At 46.5% G+C, this 16,302-nt stretch carries 14 protein-coding genes; 7 read left to right on the top strand and 7 right to left on the bottom strand.

Annotated elements, in window-relative coordinates:
• Positions 1 to 73: 73 nt before the first annotated feature.
• The 4 genes from cydX to MHM99_RS00605 form a co-directional block, all read right to left on the bottom strand.
• Positions 74 to 187, bottom strand: coding sequence for a cytochrome bd-I oxidase subunit CydX (gene cydX / locus MHM99_RS00590; protein WP_014951149.1), 114 nt, complete (start codon positions 185 to 187; stop codon positions 74 to 76).
• 10 nt (positions 188 to 197) lie between these two features.
• Positions 198 to 1,334, bottom strand: a complete 1,137-nt coding sequence (cydB, locus tag MHM99_RS00595) for a cytochrome d ubiquinol oxidase subunit II (protein WP_049585641.1) — start codon at positions 1,332 to 1,334, stop codon at positions 198 to 200.
• Positions 1,331 to 2,911, bottom strand: a complete 1,581-nt coding sequence (locus tag MHM99_RS00600; RefSeq protein WP_239217711.1) for a cytochrome ubiquinol oxidase subunit I — start codon at positions 2,909 to 2,911, stop codon at positions 1,331 to 1,333. The genes cydB and MHM99_RS00600 overlap by 4 nt, the downstream gene beginning before the upstream one ends.
• Before the next feature lie 328 nt (positions 2,912 to 3,239).
• Positions 3,240 to 3,845: a DUF3365 domain-containing protein gene (locus tag MHM99_RS00605; RefSeq protein WP_049585637.1), complete on the bottom strand. Its 606-nt coding sequence runs from the start codon at positions 3,843 to 3,845 to the stop codon at positions 3,240 to 3,242.
• Positions 3,846 to 4,000: 155 nt separating this feature from the next.
• Between MHM99_RS00605 and MHM99_RS00610 the strand changes: the two genes are divergently transcribed.
• The 3 genes from MHM99_RS00610 (at position 4,001) to MHM99_RS00620 (ending at position 7,948) form a co-directional block, all read left to right on the top strand.
• A complete protein-coding gene (locus MHM99_RS00610) occupies positions 4,001 to 5,281 on the top strand; it encodes a sigma-54-dependent Fis family transcriptional regulator (protein ID WP_049585635.1) in 1,281 nt (426 codons plus the stop codon).
• Between the two features lie 67 nt (positions 5,282 to 5,348).
• On the top strand, positions 5,349 to 5,759 hold the full coding sequence (locus MHM99_RS00615) for a hypothetical protein (RefSeq protein ID WP_049585633.1): 411 nt from the start codon (positions 5,349 to 5,351) through the stop codon (positions 5,757 to 5,759).
• A 71-nt stretch (positions 5,760 to 5,830) separates the two neighbouring features.
• Positions 5,831 to 7,948, top strand: coding sequence for a TonB-dependent receptor (locus tag MHM99_RS00620; protein WP_049585631.1), 2,118 nt, complete (start codon positions 5,831 to 5,833; stop codon positions 7,946 to 7,948).
• Between the two features lie 155 nt (positions 7,949 to 8,103).
• On the opposite strand, the gene MHM99_RS00625 is transcribed toward MHM99_RS00620, so the two are convergent.
• A complete protein-coding gene (locus tag MHM99_RS00625) occupies positions 8,104 to 8,886 on the bottom strand; it encodes a sulfite exporter TauE/SafE family protein (protein ID WP_049585629.1) in 783 nt (260 codons plus the stop codon).
• A 622-nt stretch (positions 8,887 to 9,508) separates the two neighbouring features.
• On the opposite strand from MHM99_RS00625, the gene MHM99_RS00630 reads away from it, so the two are divergent.
• The gene (locus MHM99_RS00630) at positions 9,509 to 9,931 is read left to right on the top strand and encodes a DUF4440 domain-containing protein (protein ID WP_014951158.1); all 423 of its coding nucleotides are present in this window, start codon (positions 9,509 to 9,511) and stop codon (positions 9,929 to 9,931) included.
• Positions 9,932 to 10,077: 146 nt separating this feature from the next.
• On the opposite strand, the gene MHM99_RS00635 is transcribed toward MHM99_RS00630, so the two are convergent.
• Positions 10,078 to 11,475, bottom strand: coding sequence for a hypothetical protein (locus MHM99_RS00635; RefSeq protein WP_049585628.1), 1,398 nt, complete (start codon positions 11,473 to 11,475; stop codon positions 10,078 to 10,080).
• A 40-nt stretch (positions 11,476 to 11,515) separates the two neighbouring features.
• Positions 11,516 to 13,924: a TonB-dependent receptor gene (locus MHM99_RS00640; RefSeq protein WP_152910862.1), complete on the bottom strand. Its 2,409-nt coding sequence runs from the start codon at positions 13,922 to 13,924 to the stop codon at positions 11,516 to 11,518.
• Positions 13,925 to 14,014: 90 nt separating this feature from the next.
• Between MHM99_RS00640 and MHM99_RS00645 the strand changes: the two genes are divergently transcribed.
• The 3 genes from MHM99_RS00645 to folE2 all read left to right on the top strand — a co-directional run bounded on the left by MHM99_RS00645 (position 14,015) and on the right by folE2 (position 16,247).
• Entirely contained in the window at positions 14,015 to 14,677 is a 663-nt protein-coding gene (locus MHM99_RS00645) for a DUF2796 domain-containing protein (RefSeq protein ID WP_239217713.1), read from the top strand.
• A 101-nt stretch (positions 14,678 to 14,778) separates the two neighbouring features.
• Complete coding sequence (locus MHM99_RS00650) at positions 14,779 to 15,225, top strand: MerC domain-containing protein (protein WP_049585626.1); 447 nt, start codon at positions 14,779 to 14,781, stop codon at positions 15,223 to 15,225.
• 95 nt (positions 15,226 to 15,320) lie between these two features.
• Complete coding sequence (gene folE2 / locus MHM99_RS00655) at positions 15,321 to 16,247, top strand: GTP cyclohydrolase FolE2 (protein ID WP_239217715.1); 927 nt, start codon at positions 15,321 to 15,323, stop codon at positions 16,245 to 16,247.
• The last annotated feature ends 55 nt before the right edge of the window (positions 16,248 to 16,302 follow it).

Below are 16,302 nucleotides of genomic sequence, written 5' to 3' on the forward strand. Positions count from 1 at the left end.
GCAGCAGGGACGCTGCTGAAAAGCCCCCAAGGACGGGCTCACGGCGTGTTCTTCGGTCAGCCCACCTCCACTTCTACTCTTGGTCTTCGGGCCTATCCATATTTTCCGTCGACTCCAACCACATGGCGTTGATAATGCCAAAAGAGCACGCCAGTAAAACTCCTAAAATCCAAGCGAAATACCACATAGCGTTCTCCTTAATAAATGGTGTGAGACTGGTCAAGGTCTTCATTTTTAATACGCCCGCGCATTACGTAAAAGCTATAGGCCGTGTAGCTAAGTACAATAGGCACAAAGATACAGGCAACGATAAACATTACGTTGAGCGTCATATGGCTAGACGTTGCGTCCCAAACCGTTAAGCTCGCCTCTGGCATAGTGATGCTTGGCATTAGAAATGGGAACATTGAAAAGCCAGCCGTTAAGATAACGCCTGCTATAAATAGCGCACTCGATACAAACGCCATGCCTGCATTACCTTTCTTAGAGAAAAGCGCACAGGCCAGACCCGCAATAATACCCAGCACAGGTGCTGCCATCATAAGGGGGTATTTGCTGTAGTTGCTCACCCAAGCTCCAGCTTCAATGGCAACCTCTTTCTTAAGTGGATTTGACGTAGCAATGGTATCGACTGCCGACGTAATCACGAAGCCATCTAATCCAAATGCTACCCAAAGACCTGCAAGTACAAATAGCGTGACACCAGCCAGGCTTAACACAACCGATACTGCACGTGCGCGAACTTCAATAAAGCCATCGGTTTTCATTTGTAGCCAGGTTGCACCGTGATTCAGCAACATAGCCACAGATAGCAGTCCTGCCACCAGCGCAAACGGTGTTAAAAGGCCAAAGAACGAGCCTGTGTAAGTTGATTTAAGCGTGCTGTCCATTTCAAACGGTACGCCCAACAGCAGGTTACCAAACGCCACACCAAAGATAAGGGCTGGGATTATACCGCCAGCAAATAACGCCCAATCCCACGCTTTACGCCACTGCGGGTTAGGTAATTTACTGCGGTAATCAAAGCCTATCGGGCGCATCCAAAGGGCAATTAAGGTAAGGGCCAGCGCGAGGTAAAACCCAGAAAACGCAGTGGCGTAAATCATCGGCCACGCGGCGAAAATAGCGCCACCTGCGGTGATAAACCAAACTTGGTTGCCATCCCAGTGCGGCCCTACTGTATTTATCATTACGCGGCGCTCTTTGTCATTTTTACCAATAAGCGTGAGCAGTGCTCCAACGCCCAAATCGAAGCCATCAGTAACCGCGAAGCCAATTAGCAGAACGCCAACCAAGCACCACCAAATGACTCTCAGTAGTTCATAATCAATCATGCTTTTGCTCCTTGCTCATCAAGGTCAATAAGATCAAATTCAGTGTCAGGCTGCTTATCTTCAGGTGGAACTGGCCCTTTCTTGGCAAACTTCTTCATTAGGTAAAAACCAATAATGAACATGCCGGTGTAGAAAGCACCGTAGGCTACAAGGGTTGTTACCACGTCGCTTACGGCGAGATTAGATACCGACGTATGCACCGGAAGCACCTCTGCAATTGACCATGGTTGGCGGCCATATTCAGCGACAAACCAGCCAGCCTCACAGGCAATCCAAGGAAGCGGCAAACCGTAGAGCGCGCTTTTTAATAGCCAACGTGGCTTAGTAATCTTGTGTTTAGTACTGTAGTAAAAGGCGCACACAAATAGCGCAAGCATAATAAAGCCAGCCACAACCATAAGGCGGAAACTCCAAAACAATGGGGCAACCGGCGGAATGCTGTAATCTACTGCCTGTTGAAGCGCGGCATCAGAAGGATTTGAAACGTTCTCAGTGAAAGGCTCTAACAACATAGCGTAGCCCAAACTGTCTTTATTTTGGTCGAAGGCAGTTCGTTGCTCAGCTGTCGCGGTGCCGTTTCTTACATCATCAAGCACTTCATAGGCTTTAATTCCGCTTAGAATACGCTCGCGATTCTCTTCTTTGAGATCCTTAATACCTTTTACTTCTTCGGTTAACGAACGGGTAGCAATAATGCCCATTGCCCAAGGAATTTGAAGGGCGTACTCGGTTTCCTGCTTCTCGTCGTTTGGAATACCAAACACAGTAAACGGCGCAGGTGCAGGATGGGTTTCGTACTCAGCTTCAACTGCTGCCAGCTTCACTTTTTGTACATCACCAAGCTCATAACCACTTTCATCACCTAGCACGATCACAGAAAGCGTTGAGGCTAGGCCAAAGCTAGCAGCTATGGCGAACGAACGGCGCGCAAAGGCGATATGCTTATGATTAAGCAGGTAGTAACTTGAAATTGCCAACACAAACATTGCGCCGGTCACGTAACCTGCTGATACAGTGTGAACAAATTTGACCTGTGCTACGGGGTTAAAAATAACCTCAGCAAAGCTGGTCATTTCCATACGCATGGCTTCAAAATTAAATTCAGCGCCTACCGGGTATTGCATCCAGCCGTTAGCAATCAAGATCCATAGTGCAGAGAAGTTTGAACCAATGGCCACCAGCCAAGTCGCCATCAGATGCTTCACCTTTGACATTTTGTCCCAGCCAAAGAAGAACAACCCCACGAAGGTAGACTCCAGGAAAAAGGCCATTAGGCCTTCGATGGCAAGTGGCGCACCGAAGATATCGCCTACATAGTGAGAATAGTAAGACCAGTTCATTCCGAACTGGAATTCCATGGTTAAGCCTGTGGCTACACCAATGGCAAAGTTAATTCCAAACAGCTTTCCCCAGAATTGGGTCATCTGCTTATAAATTTCTTTACCCGTCATTACGTATACCGATTCCATAATGGCAAGTAAGAAACTAAGCCCCAAAGTTAAGGGTACAAATATAAAGTGGAACATTGCAGTTAATGCAAATTGCCACCGCGATAGTTCTATTAACGTATCGCTCATGGGTTATCTCCCTTGTATTTCGTGTGCGCGTTAAACGCTTAGCAGAAAAGTGGTTTAAAATTCAGTGATGAACACGTGAATATGCCGCATGGCAATAGCACGGTTTATGCCATACATCAGTAATTTGGCTGCTTAAGCCTCAATTACCGATAGACGGCGGTATTTCCGTACTGTGCAGATAAATCATTCCACGACCGAGCGTGTGGCTTATTGATCCAACGCAACAATTGGCGGCGATAAATTCGCCATATTTGTCACTTATGTGACAAATATGACACAAAAGAAAGACTGCTTAGCCGAATGTCAAAAAGTGGAGTATAAGGAAAAGTTAAGGGGTATATGAGAGTGTGAACGCGCCTCGTAATTCTCCCAATTCGAACCCTGTAGCTTGATCGTTGGGATAGTGCTTTAGAATGGATTGTTTTACTGAAGGTGCCACATTAGCTCCGTGGCATGCCATGCATACCTGACCTTGTTCAATAGCCATCATGTACCTAAACTTACCGCTTTCGCTATCGTATTGATAAGTTTCAAGGGGTCTTTTAGGGGTCAAATTGTCTTGCTTAGCTTTGGTCAGTAATTGTGAAAACCATGCTAACTGCTCACGCTCCCATTGATCTGCCGCATTGTTTGGGTTCCTTACTTTCAGCGCGGTACGCCCAACCTCCCACCCGTTTTGACTGAGCGCCAGAGCAATAGGAGCCGCTGCGATCTGGCATTCGTTAACGCCAGCTTCTAGCCCTCCGGATTGAATTGCTTGCTGTAGTCGTGATTTTAGCGCGCCTCCCAGCGCTTTTGCGTGTAATCGCGCTTCTTTGACTTTTTCCTGCACACTATTTTCACTTTGTTTCTCATAGGCAGTCGCTGTGTCTGCCAATGAATGAGCACTACTCGCCAATAAGCTTATCGCCACCAGCATTACGCCATTTTTCATTATAAAACTCTCCTAGGAATTGAATGAGTTGCTACCCAAGTATTGCCGTTTGTCTCAAACAGTGAACAAGCTCTATGCCAATATGATAAATTGCTAAAATCAAATTAGAGCAAACTAATATTCAGCGCCCCATGAATATATCCATAGTACAAGCGATGATAGATGCGATAGATAAACCCGCAATCTTCATTAACCCAAGCTACGTTATTGAAGCTGTCAACCAGCCCTACAGAGACACCTACCCTGTGGATATAAAGCTTGGCTTTAGTACCTGCTATCAAGTCTCTCATCGCAACAGCAAACCTTGCGATAAGTGCGGCGAACATTGCCCCATGCAAGAGAGTAAAGCCACAGGACGAGCGGCTAGCGTAGTACACGTTCATACCACCAGTGAGGGTCAAAGCTACTGCGACATCCTCATGCGCCCGATCTTCGACGGTAGCGGAGAATTATTAGGTTTCTTGGAAATAATTGATAAGCTTTCGTTTGCTTCAAACCGACCTTCAGCAGGAAAGATGGTCGGCGAATCAGAGGCATTTAAAGCAATGCTAAACAAAATAAATCGTGCCGCAAACTCAGATATTTCAGTACTACTGTTTGGCGAAACCGGCACGGGTAAAGAGCTGGTGTCCCAAGCACTTCACTCGAGTAGTCACCGTGCTGGCAAACCATTTGTTATCATCGAGTGTACCGGCATGTCTGACACGCTGCTTGAAAGCGAACTATTCGGTTATGAAAAAGGGGCATTTACAGGCGCTACCACGAATAAGAAAGGGCTCGTAGAAGCAGCGGAAGGCGGCACATTGTTTTTTGATGAAGTCGGCGATATCCCACTTTCAACACAAGTAAAGCTTCTGCGGCTGTTCGAGTCTCAAACTTATCGGCCTGTAGGAAGCACAGTGTCTAAAAAGGCTGATTTTCGTTTGGTGTGTGCATCACACAAAAATTTAAAGCACATGGTGGAAACGGGCGAATTCAGACAGGACCTGTACTACCGCATTGCCGGCTTTCCTATCAACCTCCCTTCTTTAAGACAAAGAAAATCAGATATAGCACTGATAGCCGCTCACTTTTTGGCAATGTCTAAAGAGAAAAAACGGTTTCATAAAAACGCGCTAGAAAAACTAACCAACTACCCGTTCCCGGGAAACATTCGCGAACTCAAGAACATTGTAGACCAAGCCATTTTACTGGCTGATGAAACCGTTATTTACGATACAGATTTACCCGAGCTCGATAACATAAGCGCTGATGCTATCAATGATGCCTCGTCATCTCACGGTAACGTTGTGACCTTAGACGAAATGGAACGCCAATACTTACGTCAGGTTCACACGTCTTTTGAAGGCGATACCCAGCAACTTGCACAAGCGCTGGGAGTGAGTACCCGTACACTTTACAGAAAGCTGAAAAAAGCGGGGGTTGGAGATACTTAAAAAATAATAGGTAGAAAAATTACCAAAACGCAGGCTATGATAAAAGGCGCTAACCAGATAAAGAAAAATGACTTTAAGACGCCTACTTACACTAACACTTTGCCCTTGTATGCTTTTGCAAAATGCATTAGCACTTGGCCTTGCTGCCCATACTATGCAGCAAGCACGTGCGTTTGTAGGTGAAGATATTGAACTTATTTGTACTGGCAAGACCATGCGCTACATTTCAATTAGCGCCACTGAGTTTGAAGGTGAGTTCGTTTTTGTTAGCCCCGAACTGCTCAAAGCACCCGCCGAGCACGTTGACTGTACCAATGGCACGTTAGCCGACTTACCTCAGGTTGACGAGCCACTACATGCCACATTACCTTTACTATCGCTGGTTCGCTATCGCGCTTTAGTCGCGCGTTTAGCGGCTAAGCCCTTTACAGATTTTGCTTACGCGGCGCCGCTAAGTCGTGCCCCACCACACGCATAACAACCTCCCAAACACACTGAACATGCATGCTTTCACCATGCACAACACTCGTTTTTTAAAATGGAATTGTTATGAAGCAATCTATCATTGCGCTTGCCGTATTCACTGCGTGCGCGCCCGTACACATTTACGCAAACACCATCGACTTAGCCGATAACACTTCGACAGAAGTGGTCACCATTATTGGCACACCGCTTTCCCTTAGCACGCAAAATATCGAGCAAGAGTCTGTTAGTGCTACCAGCAATATTGACGCTGACTTTGGCGATCAGCTTGCCACATTACCTGGCGTGTCGATATCTCGAAACGGCCCAGTCACTGGGCTTATTCAGTATAGAGGACTTTATGGTGACCGAGTTGGCGTAAGCATTGATGGCGTTGATATTGCTGGAGCAGGACCAAACGCCATGGACTCGCCCCTTTCTCATGTGCTGCCAGAACCAGGACTGACCACCACCCTTTACCGGGGGATTGTGCCAGTAAGTGCAGGTGTGCAGACGCTAGGCGGAAAGCTTCGCATTCACTCTGATGCCTCAGCACTTTTTGACTTGAATACAGGCTTTAGCGGTAGCGTAAGTGCCAGCGCAATATCTCCGGGGAGCGGTCAGCAATACCAAGGCAATCTGTTTTATAAGAGTGGCCAGGCTTTTGTTAGCGGCGCCTTCACTCATCAGCAGCGCGACGAACAAGAGTCGGGAGATAACAGCGTTATACCAAACAGCCATTACCAAAGAAATGGCGGTAAGTTTAGGGCGGGCTATGAGTGGGGCAATCACCAAGTCGATGTGAGTTATCAGCAACTTAATACTAACGAAAGCGGCACGCCTGCTTTAGCCATGGACATTGGTTTTATTGATGCCGCTTGGTATCGACTGGGCTATCGCTATAACGCAAATGATAGGGAGTTCTTCACGTTAAGCTGGTTTGGCAACAGCAACCAACATGCCATGGACAACTTCTCACAGCGCATGGTGATGTCTGCCGACATGGCGAGAGAGAATAACGCTGATGCTATTGCTCAAGGTGTAGATGCCACCTATGTAATGCCATTTTATAAAGGCGACCTCAAACTGGGAGCCAATCTGCACCACAGCAGGAATAACTCGACCATCACCAACCCTAATAACGGCATGTTCTTCGTTGATAACTTTACCAACGTAGAAAAAGATACAGCCAGCGTATACGCAGAATGGCAGCGAGATAAAGCATCTTTTTCAACAACAATTGGTACCCGATATACACGTGTTGACATGGATGCCGGGCTAGCCGGTTCTAATATGGTTATGATGAACCCAGCCATTGCTTCACTCGTTGATGATTTCAACGCGGCAGAACGCAGTAAGAGCTATAACATGTTAGATATTGCCGCTAGCACGCGATATCACGCCAGCGACAATGTCGATGTTGTCCTTGGGGTATCGCAGAAAAACCGTGCCCCTACTTACTTCGAGCGCTATACGTGGCTACCTCTTGGTATTTCTGGGGGAATGGCAGACGGATTTAACTACATTGGTAACTTGGCTCTAGACAACGAAACAGCACGCCAGATAGATGTGGGTATTGATTACCGTTTCAAAAGCTGGTCAGTTTCTCCTCGTCTCTTTTATCAAGATATTGAAGACTATATTACTGGTTCTCCCAGCACGAATATGGCTGCCAATATGGTCTCTACCATGATGGCAGGCACAATACCATTTCAGTGGACTAATACAGACGCCGTAATCAAAGGGGCAGATCTGACTGTTTCGGGTAATGTGTTTGATAACGTGAAGCTTAACGCAGTAGCAAGTGTTCAGCACGGTAATCGCGACGATATCGACGATGCGTTGTTTCGTATTGCCCCTGAACAGCTGATCACCACCATTCAATGGGACACACAGCTGCTTGATACGCCAATGGCACTCCAATTAACGTCAGAATTGGTAGGAGCACAAAACCACGTTTCAGCGCTACAAAGTGAAAACACTACCGCTGGATATGGATTGGTGCATATTACGGGGCTTTTCACCCTTATAGATAATGCACAGTCAAACCTTCAGGTAACGGCAACCGTTCATAACCTGTTTGATAAACACTACGCCCCACACACAGCAGGAATTAACCGCGTGATGAATACTGATGTTGCAGTAGGTGAGCGAGTACCCGCTGCGGGGCGAGAGTGGCATTTATCGCTGAGCTACAGGTTCTAACCGTTTAAAACTCAAACTGCAAAAGGCATAAAGATAAACCAGTGATTCTCCTTCGCTGGTTTATCTACTCGTAATGTCTGATACACATGCCGTTTTAAACGCTAGAAATGAAAACTTGTGCACTAACGTGAGTATTTTGAAGGTAAAGAGCTGTGTCAGATTACAGCGGGAAATAAGGTTGAGAATGCCTGCCACAAGAGCCGCAGGGCCAACAGTGTCACCACTATCTTGAACGCCAGCATAAATTTTTCAGCGGGGACACGCTTTAATACTTTCAAGCCGATGAATGTGCCGAGCGCACCACTGGCAATCATAATAATGATTAGTCCGGCCCACTGGGCAAAAGAAAACCCTACAAAGGTAAAAACAAACGCTTTAAGGCCGTGTTGCAGTGTCATACAGCTGGCAAACGTGCCGGTAATCTGCATTTTGCTGTAATTATTTCGGTGTACAAATGCCGCCACCAAAGGCCCTGTGGCACCTACAAACATTGAAACCAGCGTGGTTACCAACCCTGCCAATGTTCTACCCGCGGGGTTCATTTCTTGTGCTTTGGGTTTACTCCCCCACACCAGAAATAAAATAAATGCGGCAACCGCAAATTGAATAATAACCAACGGCAGCTGAACCACAACAAACGAGGCCAAAAAAGCGCCAACGATTGCGCCTAAAGAAAAATACTTCAGCATATTCCAGTCGATATGCCTTGCCGTCATCAGTGCACGGTTGCCGTTTGAACCAAGCTGTACTAAACCGTGAACCGGGATCAGCGCACTGACTGGCATAGTACCGGCCATTACTGCCAGTAATAAGACCCCGCCACCAATACCCAGCGTTGCTGTCATCATCGACGTAAAGAAGGAGGTAACAACAAGTACTACTGATGATGACATCGACATCGCATCATTGGCCGTTAACCAGCTATAAAGTAACTCCAAGGGTCAAATTCCACCTTAATTCGTAACACAGTTTGTATGGTTTGAGTGATCATTACACCAAAACATATCGTTTAAATATCATACAAAACTTACGCCTAGCGCGTTAGGTTATTTATCATGCCTTCTATTAGTTATTTAAACAAAGCACTTCGGATAATACACGACAAGCAATGTACAAAAGGCGCTAAGCTAGTTGCCAGGCAACTTCTCCGCAATAGCGGGTTCACTGATAAAGATATTTATGATTGTTTAAAGCAGGGCTCGATTATTAGCATTACCATATTTGAAGCCTAGGGTAGCGTTAGACCTTACATCTTACACTTACCGCTTGCCCACCCACTCGCATGGGTCTAATTTCTACACCTGAAAAACCCGTTGACTTTCTTCATTGTGCACAGGATACTCGGGTCATTAAATACTCACTAGCAGCGCACTGTTTTTAAATACTATGCCTAAAAACACGAATACACATACTGCTTACTCAGCGTCTGCGCTGATTATTATTCTCGCTATTCTAAGGAATGGGCGGGTTAGCTAGTGCGTAAATAGAATTCACTAAACCCGCCGCAAAGGCGGGTTTTTTATTGGCTCGTCTTGCGGTAAAAATAACGGAACGACAGCCATGAACAATCCAATATCTCACGTGTTACAACAGTTGCACGACGCAGTAAACCGCGGCGATCAAGACGCCTTATCCCAATGTTATGCTAGCGATGCAACAGTGGTCGCGACCCCTATGTCCAGCTCAACGCAAAACCAAGCCGCTGAAGAACATGCCACGCAGCGAGACTGCGTTGATGCCCTGCTTAAATTTCAAAAGAAATTCATGCCCGATCATTTTGTTACAACCGGAGATGAACGGGTTATACAAGCCGGTGACGTAGCGCTAGTCGTCGCTAAGCTTTACCTTGTCCCCAAAGCAACACCCAACGCCCTACCCTGCGAGGGTAAGCGCGCCGTTTACGTTCTGCAAAGGGATGCAAGTGGTGAATGGCGCTGTGTCATCGATAACTTCTTCGGTACTGACTTGTTAGATTTTGCGTGATTCTCTTTTATCCACAAGATCAGAGTCAAAAGCGGAAGTAGGTAAGTTGGGTCAGACGATTTCTTAAATAGGGGCATATTGCTATGCCCCTAGTCTTCATCTACGATCTAAATGCTTGTTAGCATTTTGCAGAGCACTACATCTAATTAGTGGTCGTGATCGTCGTGCTCGTGTTCTTCAGCAATACCTAGCCAAACTGCACCTGCAGGCTCAAAATCCAGTTCAAGCAAGGTTTCTGTGGTCTCGGTTTCCAAATCAACAGCAAGGATAGCTTGCGCAACAGGGTCAACAACAAACAAGGCTTCTTCGTGTTGCGATGCCGCCATGCTAAATGACTGACCTTCTGCTAGGTTTGCGGCGCTGGCACTGGCCACATCAATTTTGTGCGAAAATTCCCAGTGCGTGTCACCGTCTTCTTCATGCGCTTCTAGCAGTGTTACAAAACCTTTGTCATCTAAAATAACAAAGAGTTCACCGCCCATTGAGAAGCCGTATGACACTGCATGAGCGTCAGTCTCTGGCTGCCAGTCAATCACGCTCATTGTGCTAGTTACAGGCGACACATTGGCCAAGATGGCGCTGCCACCGCCGTGCTGTGAAGCAATACCAATAAACGCTTCAGCGTGTTCATGTCCATACATTGTGCCAATGCGCAAATCGCCAAGCCCATCAATGTTGTCAATAAACGCGCTGGTAAATACCTCATCATTTTCGTTGAGAATTAATACGCCGTCGCTACAGCCAAATGCCACAGCGATTTCGTTTTGAGCGGCGCCATGTAAATCAGCACACTCGCCATCAAAGCGTTGCTCTTCTTCGTACTCGCCATCATGCCAGTGATATACCGCAACGCTGTCTGGCAAGATTGGGTTAGCAGAACGAGACTCTGCATCATCACGACGTACAGTACTAATTAGCATGTCTCCACGCGGTTCCGCGACACCGTGCATATTTACAGTAAATTCCAAAGTAGGAACTGCTGTAATTTCACTGGCAATTTGGGTATCGGTTACCACTTTTACCGCTGCCGGCATGCTGGTGTCCGCATTTCCATCGTAAAACACAGCAAGCTGACCGTCGTGTGTTACTACGTGAGTCGGTTGACTACCTTCAAGTGTGAAACCAGACAGACTTGGGGCTTCTTCATAGTCGTGCAGGTGCTCTACGTGATCTTCTCGCCATAATCCACCATCAAGAAACTCAGTTAATCCGTTTGCTCGGCTGTTGATGACTGCAAAGCGATAGTCTGCAGAGGCGCTTACACTACTTCCATCAAAGGTTGCAGAAAACGTATCAAGTACTGAATTATCATCTAGATCAAAGACAGTGAGCGTATTTGATGCAGCATCGGCAACAACCAATCTGCCTTCACTTTCAATATCATAGTCTGAGTCGTGGTCGTCATCGTGATCATGGCCGTCGTGGTCGTGATCATCCTCTGGCACCTCAATAGGATCCAGCTCTACAATATTGGTTTCTGCATCACCACAGCCTGCGAGCAAAAGTGCGCTGGCTATAGCGCTTAGTACTAGTCTATTTTTCATGTGTGTATTCCTATCAATAATTCTTTTTTATAAGCTGATCTTAGAAATAACCGCGTACGCCGAAAGCAAAGTTTCTACCCGGGCGTGGTGCAATATCTTTCAAAAATGAGGTGTGAACGCGCGCTTCTTCGTCGGTTAGGTTTTCACCGCTCAGGTAAACCGATAAATCAATATCTCCCAAAGGAATGTCGTACGTGATTGAAGCATCAACAAGGGTGTAGCCGTCCGTTTCAGTCTCGAACGTCGAGATATCGTCTTGTTTTGCAAAATATGTGATGTCTAAATCTGCGCGAATGTTATCTAACGTGTAGGCAACGTGTGAGCCCACTCGCATGGGTGAAGTGCGAGGCAGTGCGCCACCATCTTTAAGGCGGGCTTTAACGTAGTCGGCGAAGAAATCGAGTTTTAGGTTGTCAGTGGTTTGCCAGGCAACTTGTAACTCAAAACCATGAAGGATGGCGTCAGCTGAACCAAACAGATAAACAGGTAACTCATCGCTGTGTTCATCTTCGCTATGCTCTTCTTCACCGTGCCCCTCTTCGCCATGATCATGGTCATGACCACTTTCAGCGAATAAGCCGGTTTCTTCTTGGAAGTAGTAGTTATCTACTTGGTTATAAAAAGCATTAAATACAAAGCCAACGTCACCCTGTGTTTTTCTGAACGTTAGGTCGATGTTATTTGCTGTCTCAAGATCGATTGCCGTTTGAGAAAGCACAAACTCGCCTTCCTCTGACAAATCAAACAGGGCGCCAATTTCATAGGTACGGGTGCCAATATGCGGGCCAAAAGAAAGAAGCTCAGAGGCAGAAGGGGCGCGCTCTGAACGGGAAAGTGAAACGCCCACGTTATAGCTTTCACTAATGGTATAAACTACACCCGCTGATAGCGATATAGGTGTAAACTCTTGATCTACCGCGAACTGTCGTACGAACTCGCTGCCTTCATGTTCATGTTCGTCGTGAGCATGCTCATCATGATCATGTTCATCGTTGTGCTCGTGAGCGTCAAGCTCAGGCAACAGCACACTTGATGCGTCTAATGTTACGCTTTCCGCTCGCGCCCCTAATTGAACCAGAAAATCACCAAAGTGACGCTCTTCCATGAGTGCTACAGCAAACATCTCCATTTCTGAAGGCGGTGTAAAGGCTTCTTCGCCTTGAGCAAATACATCGCTCCCTTTGTAATGAAGGCTGATACCACCGCGCCAGCCAGCCATGGGTTTATGCAATAACTCTACGCGAAGTTCTTCGGTTTCATTACTAAAAGTGGTACCTACTAAACCGCCCTCAACTTCAGCATGTTCATAATCGGTATAGCCCGCTCTAAAGTGAACACTTTGCAAAAAGTCATTGGTAAAGTTGTACTCACCTAAAAGCTGATACTTAGTTTGCTCAAGATCAGCGAATACCGAAGTATCTCCGCCATGGCTGTGCCCAGGCACGCCATACTCTCGCTCAAATCGCTCTACCGCTACGCCAACATAGCCTTGGTCGAATAAATAGCTGGTCCCTAACGTAAACCCATTCGATTCTTCGTTACTGTTTTCAACCACATGGGCGCCATCTGGGTCATCAATGTCAGGGGCAACAGGTGTTTCATAATCATTTGAATCGCGATAAAAACCGTCAGCGTAAAAGGCTATGTTGTCCACCCCAGTAGTCACGTTAAACGTTCCAAGTTTCTGGTCGTTAACGGTTTGCGTTTCTAATACAAATTCACCGCGCGTTTCAGTGGACGTGGGCACACGTTGGTCAACTACGTTCACCACACCGCCTATCGCACCGCTTCCGAAGAACAGGGTTGCTGGCCCACGCAGCACTTCAATTTGTTTAGCGGTTGAGGCTTCACTTGCTACTGCGTGGTCGGGGCCAACACGGGAAACGTCGCTCACATCCAAGCCATTTTGAGTAATCAGTACCCGTGGTCCGCTAAGGCCACGAATAATTGGCGTGCTCGCAACATTGCCATGGAAGTTAGACTGTACGCCGGGTAATTTTTCTAGCGTATCGCCCAGCGTGGCCGCTTGTTGCCGACGTAAGGTTTCGCCAGATAACACGCTCACTGGTGTGGCCGATTCCATCACCGATAAATGCATAGGCGTGGCGTGCACGTCAATCACTTCGATAGCACTGCGCGCCAAGACAAAGTTAGCGCCTTCTGCGTTGTCAGATTGAACTTGCGCATGCTCATGTAAGTGAGCGAAGCCAGAGGCGAATATGTGAAGCGTATAGTCGCCTTCCTTTACGTTAGAGAAAGTAAACTCGCCCAGCTCGTTAGTGCTGGTAACGCGCTTTAGCGCCTCAATTTCAACAGTGGCATTGGCGAGCGGCTTTCCGGCTGCATTAGTTACCGTGCCAGAAAGTGTTTGTGCCAGCGCTGCCGGAGATGCTAATAGCAACGCAGGCGCTGAAAGCGATAAGCCTAACGCCAATCGAGACAGTTTCATTATTCTAACCTCTGAATTTGTGTAATATGATAATGTATCATATTTATTTTTATGGTATGTTATATTGTAACGTTTACGCAAGAGGTAAAAATGAAAACTATTTCTATTACGTGGAAGAATTCACAAAAAGCGCTACGCGCCTCTTCAACTTTTCTTAAGGTAGGTACTTTTGTCGGATTGAATTTGGCTGGGATTGGTATCAACGCTGTTCATGCTGCGCCTCATACTCACGGCGAAGGCAAACTACAAATCCTACAAGCGGGAAGTGAGTGGCAGTTTGTGCTGCAGCTGCCTGCTGCTGATGTTCTGGGGTTTGAATACGCGCCATCCACGTCTAGCGAGAAAAAACGTTATAAAGAAACGCAAAAGGTTTTTCAGCGCTTTGACGATATTTTTACCCTGAGCAATACGTGTGAATTACTCGATACCACACTTGAAAGCCCATGGGAGGTAGCTAACGAGCATGACGAGCATGACGAGCATGACGAGCATGACGAGCATGACGAGCATGACGAGCATGACGAGCATGACGAGCATGAAAGTGAACACGAAGACCATGCCCATCGCAACACTCATTCTGATTTTCGTGTCGCATATTTGCTTAGTTGCCAAGGCCCCGTAAAGCGTATTGAGATGACAGGGTTTCCCCATTGGCCAAGCCTGCAGCACGTTAATACAATTTGGGTAACCAACAAAGGACAAGGCGCACTAGAGATAACGCCAAGTCAGCCAACCTTACTGATAAGCAGCTAGTTAGATTTTTTACTCTCTCAGGCGCAAGCTTCACCCATTATGCGTGCGCCATAGCAATTTTCGGACATACTATGAATTCGATATATCAAGGAAGCAGCGCAATGCCAAAAGTGCAGTTTATTTCAGACAAGCTCGCTATGCTCCTTTCATCCCTTTGCGTAATACATTGTTTATTAACGCCTATTTTATTAATTTCCATACCTGCATTGGCAGGTGTGTCAATTCTCAATGATGAAACCTTCCATCAAATATTGCTGTTCTTTGTGTTGCCCATCGGTGTTTTTGCGCTCTCACTAGGCTACCTACATCACAAAAATAAGTGGGTAGTATTTGCTGGCGTTTTTGGACTAACGCTTTTAAGTAGTCCGCTGCTCGTTGAGTGGATAGGCTTAGGACACGAAGTGCTTGGTGAATATGGTGAAGTAACAATCACGGTAATCGCGTCGTTTATTATCGTTGGTGCGCACCTGATTAACTATAGGCTTAGGTCGACCGTGCAGGTGCCTATTTGCGAAGAGCGCGAGACCACCCAATCACAACCCTATTAGTTTCATCATAATCTCAAAAGCGGGTAATTCTTATCGAGCGACGCTCGCAATATTAGTGATGTAAGTCGTTTTTGAGGTCTCATTCAGAGGTTATTTTGTCTAGTTTTAATCATTCCGACACGGTACTTCCCGATGTCACTACAGAGCATTCCACTGCACAACTTCCTGTTATTGATAGTGTAGGCATGCAGGGCATTGCTATCCCTCTGCACGTGCTAGCTAAGCGCGGTGAGCGATTAGCCAGCCAAGTAAAAGTCGATGTAACAGTGAGTTTAGATCAACCCAATGCTAAAGGCATTCACATGTCTCGATTGTACAGCTTGCTACAGCGATATTTGAGCAACCAAGACTTACATAAGTCGGCACTTGTGTCGTTAATGAACGCGCTTATCGAGTCTCAAGATGGGCTGAGCAACAGCGCCCAGCTTAATTTACACTTTGACCTCACCGTGTCGCGTCCTGCGCTCATAAGTAGGATGTCAGGATATCAATCGTACCCTGCTTCACTTTGCGTAAGACGATCACCTGAACGTTATGAGGCACAGCTTAAGTTAAGAGTACCGTACTCTAGTACTTGTCCTTGTTCGGCCTCCCTCTCTCGCAAGGCGTTATCAGATGCATTTGTACAGCAATTCGAAGGAAAAGATTTATCCGTAGAAGAAATGGGCGCTTGGCTCGCTTCTAAACAAGCCAGCATCGCCACGGCGCATGCACAGCGTTCCTTTGCCGATATAACTCTAGATTTAAGCGACAACGAGATCCCCGATTTTATTGGTATTATTGACCTGATAGAAAACGCGTTAGGCACACCGCTTCAAACCGCAGTTAAGCGTGAAGATGAACAGGCGTTTGCCAAGCGTAATGCTGAAAATCTAATGTTTGTAGAAGATTCGGTAAGGCGACTGCATGAAGCGTTAAGTACGTATTACCAAGCTACCTATTTTCGTGTAAAAGTAGAACATCAAGAAAGTCTGCATGCACACGACGCCATTGCTGAATTATCAGGCCCAGTTCATCGATAAATTCAGACATAATTTGGGTGTTGAAACCGGTAGGCAGAAGAAGCAATAAAAGGAA

The sequence above is a fragment of the Alteromonas sp. MmMcT2-2 genome, assembly GCF_022348305.1.
Classification (GTDB): domain Bacteria; phylum Pseudomonadota; class Gammaproteobacteria; order Enterobacterales; family Alteromonadaceae; genus Alteromonas; species Alteromonas macleodii.

What these genes read in the sequence shown, in the direction of transcription:
- cydX (WP_014951149.1), bottom strand. Translation starts at nt 187, where the DNA reads ATGTGGTATTTCGCTTGGATTTTAGGAGTTTTACTGGCGTGCTCTTTT.
- cydB (WP_049585641.1), bottom strand. Translation starts at nt 1,334, where the DNA reads ATGATTGATTATGAACTACTGAGAGTCATTTGGTGGTGCTTGGTTGGC.
- MHM99_RS00600 (WP_239217711.1), bottom strand. Translation starts at nt 2,911, where the DNA reads ATGAGCGATACGTTAATAGAACTATCGCGGTGGCAATTTGCATTAACT.
- MHM99_RS00605 (WP_049585637.1), bottom strand. Translation starts at nt 3,845, where the DNA reads ATGAAAAATGGCGTAATGCTGGTGGCGATAAGCTTATTGGCGAGTAGT.
- MHM99_RS00610 (WP_049585635.1), top strand. Translation starts at nt 4,001, where the DNA reads ATGATAGATGCGATAGATAAACCCGCAATCTTCATTAACCCAAGCTAC.
- MHM99_RS00615 (WP_049585633.1), top strand. Translation starts at nt 5,349, where the DNA reads ATGACTTTAAGACGCCTACTTACACTAACACTTTGCCCTTGTATGCTT.
- MHM99_RS00620 (WP_049585631.1), top strand. Translation starts at nt 5,831, where the DNA reads ATGAAGCAATCTATCATTGCGCTTGCCGTATTCACTGCGTGCGCGCCC.
- MHM99_RS00630 (WP_014951158.1), top strand. Translation starts at nt 9,509, where the DNA reads ATGAACAATCCAATATCTCACGTGTTACAACAGTTGCACGACGCAGTA.
- MHM99_RS00635 (WP_049585628.1), bottom strand. Translation starts at nt 11,475, where the DNA reads ATGAAAAATAGACTAGTACTAAGCGCTATAGCCAGCGCACTTTTGCTC.
- MHM99_RS00640 (WP_152910862.1), bottom strand. Translation starts at nt 13,924, where the DNA reads ATGAAACTGTCTCGATTGGCGTTAGGCTTATCGCTTTCAGCGCCTGCG.
- MHM99_RS00645 (WP_239217713.1), top strand. Translation starts at nt 14,015, where the DNA reads ATGAAAACTATTTCTATTACGTGGAAGAATTCACAAAAAGCGCTACGC.
- MHM99_RS00650 (WP_049585626.1), top strand. Translation starts at nt 14,779, where the DNA reads ATGCCAAAAGTGCAGTTTATTTCAGACAAGCTCGCTATGCTCCTTTCA.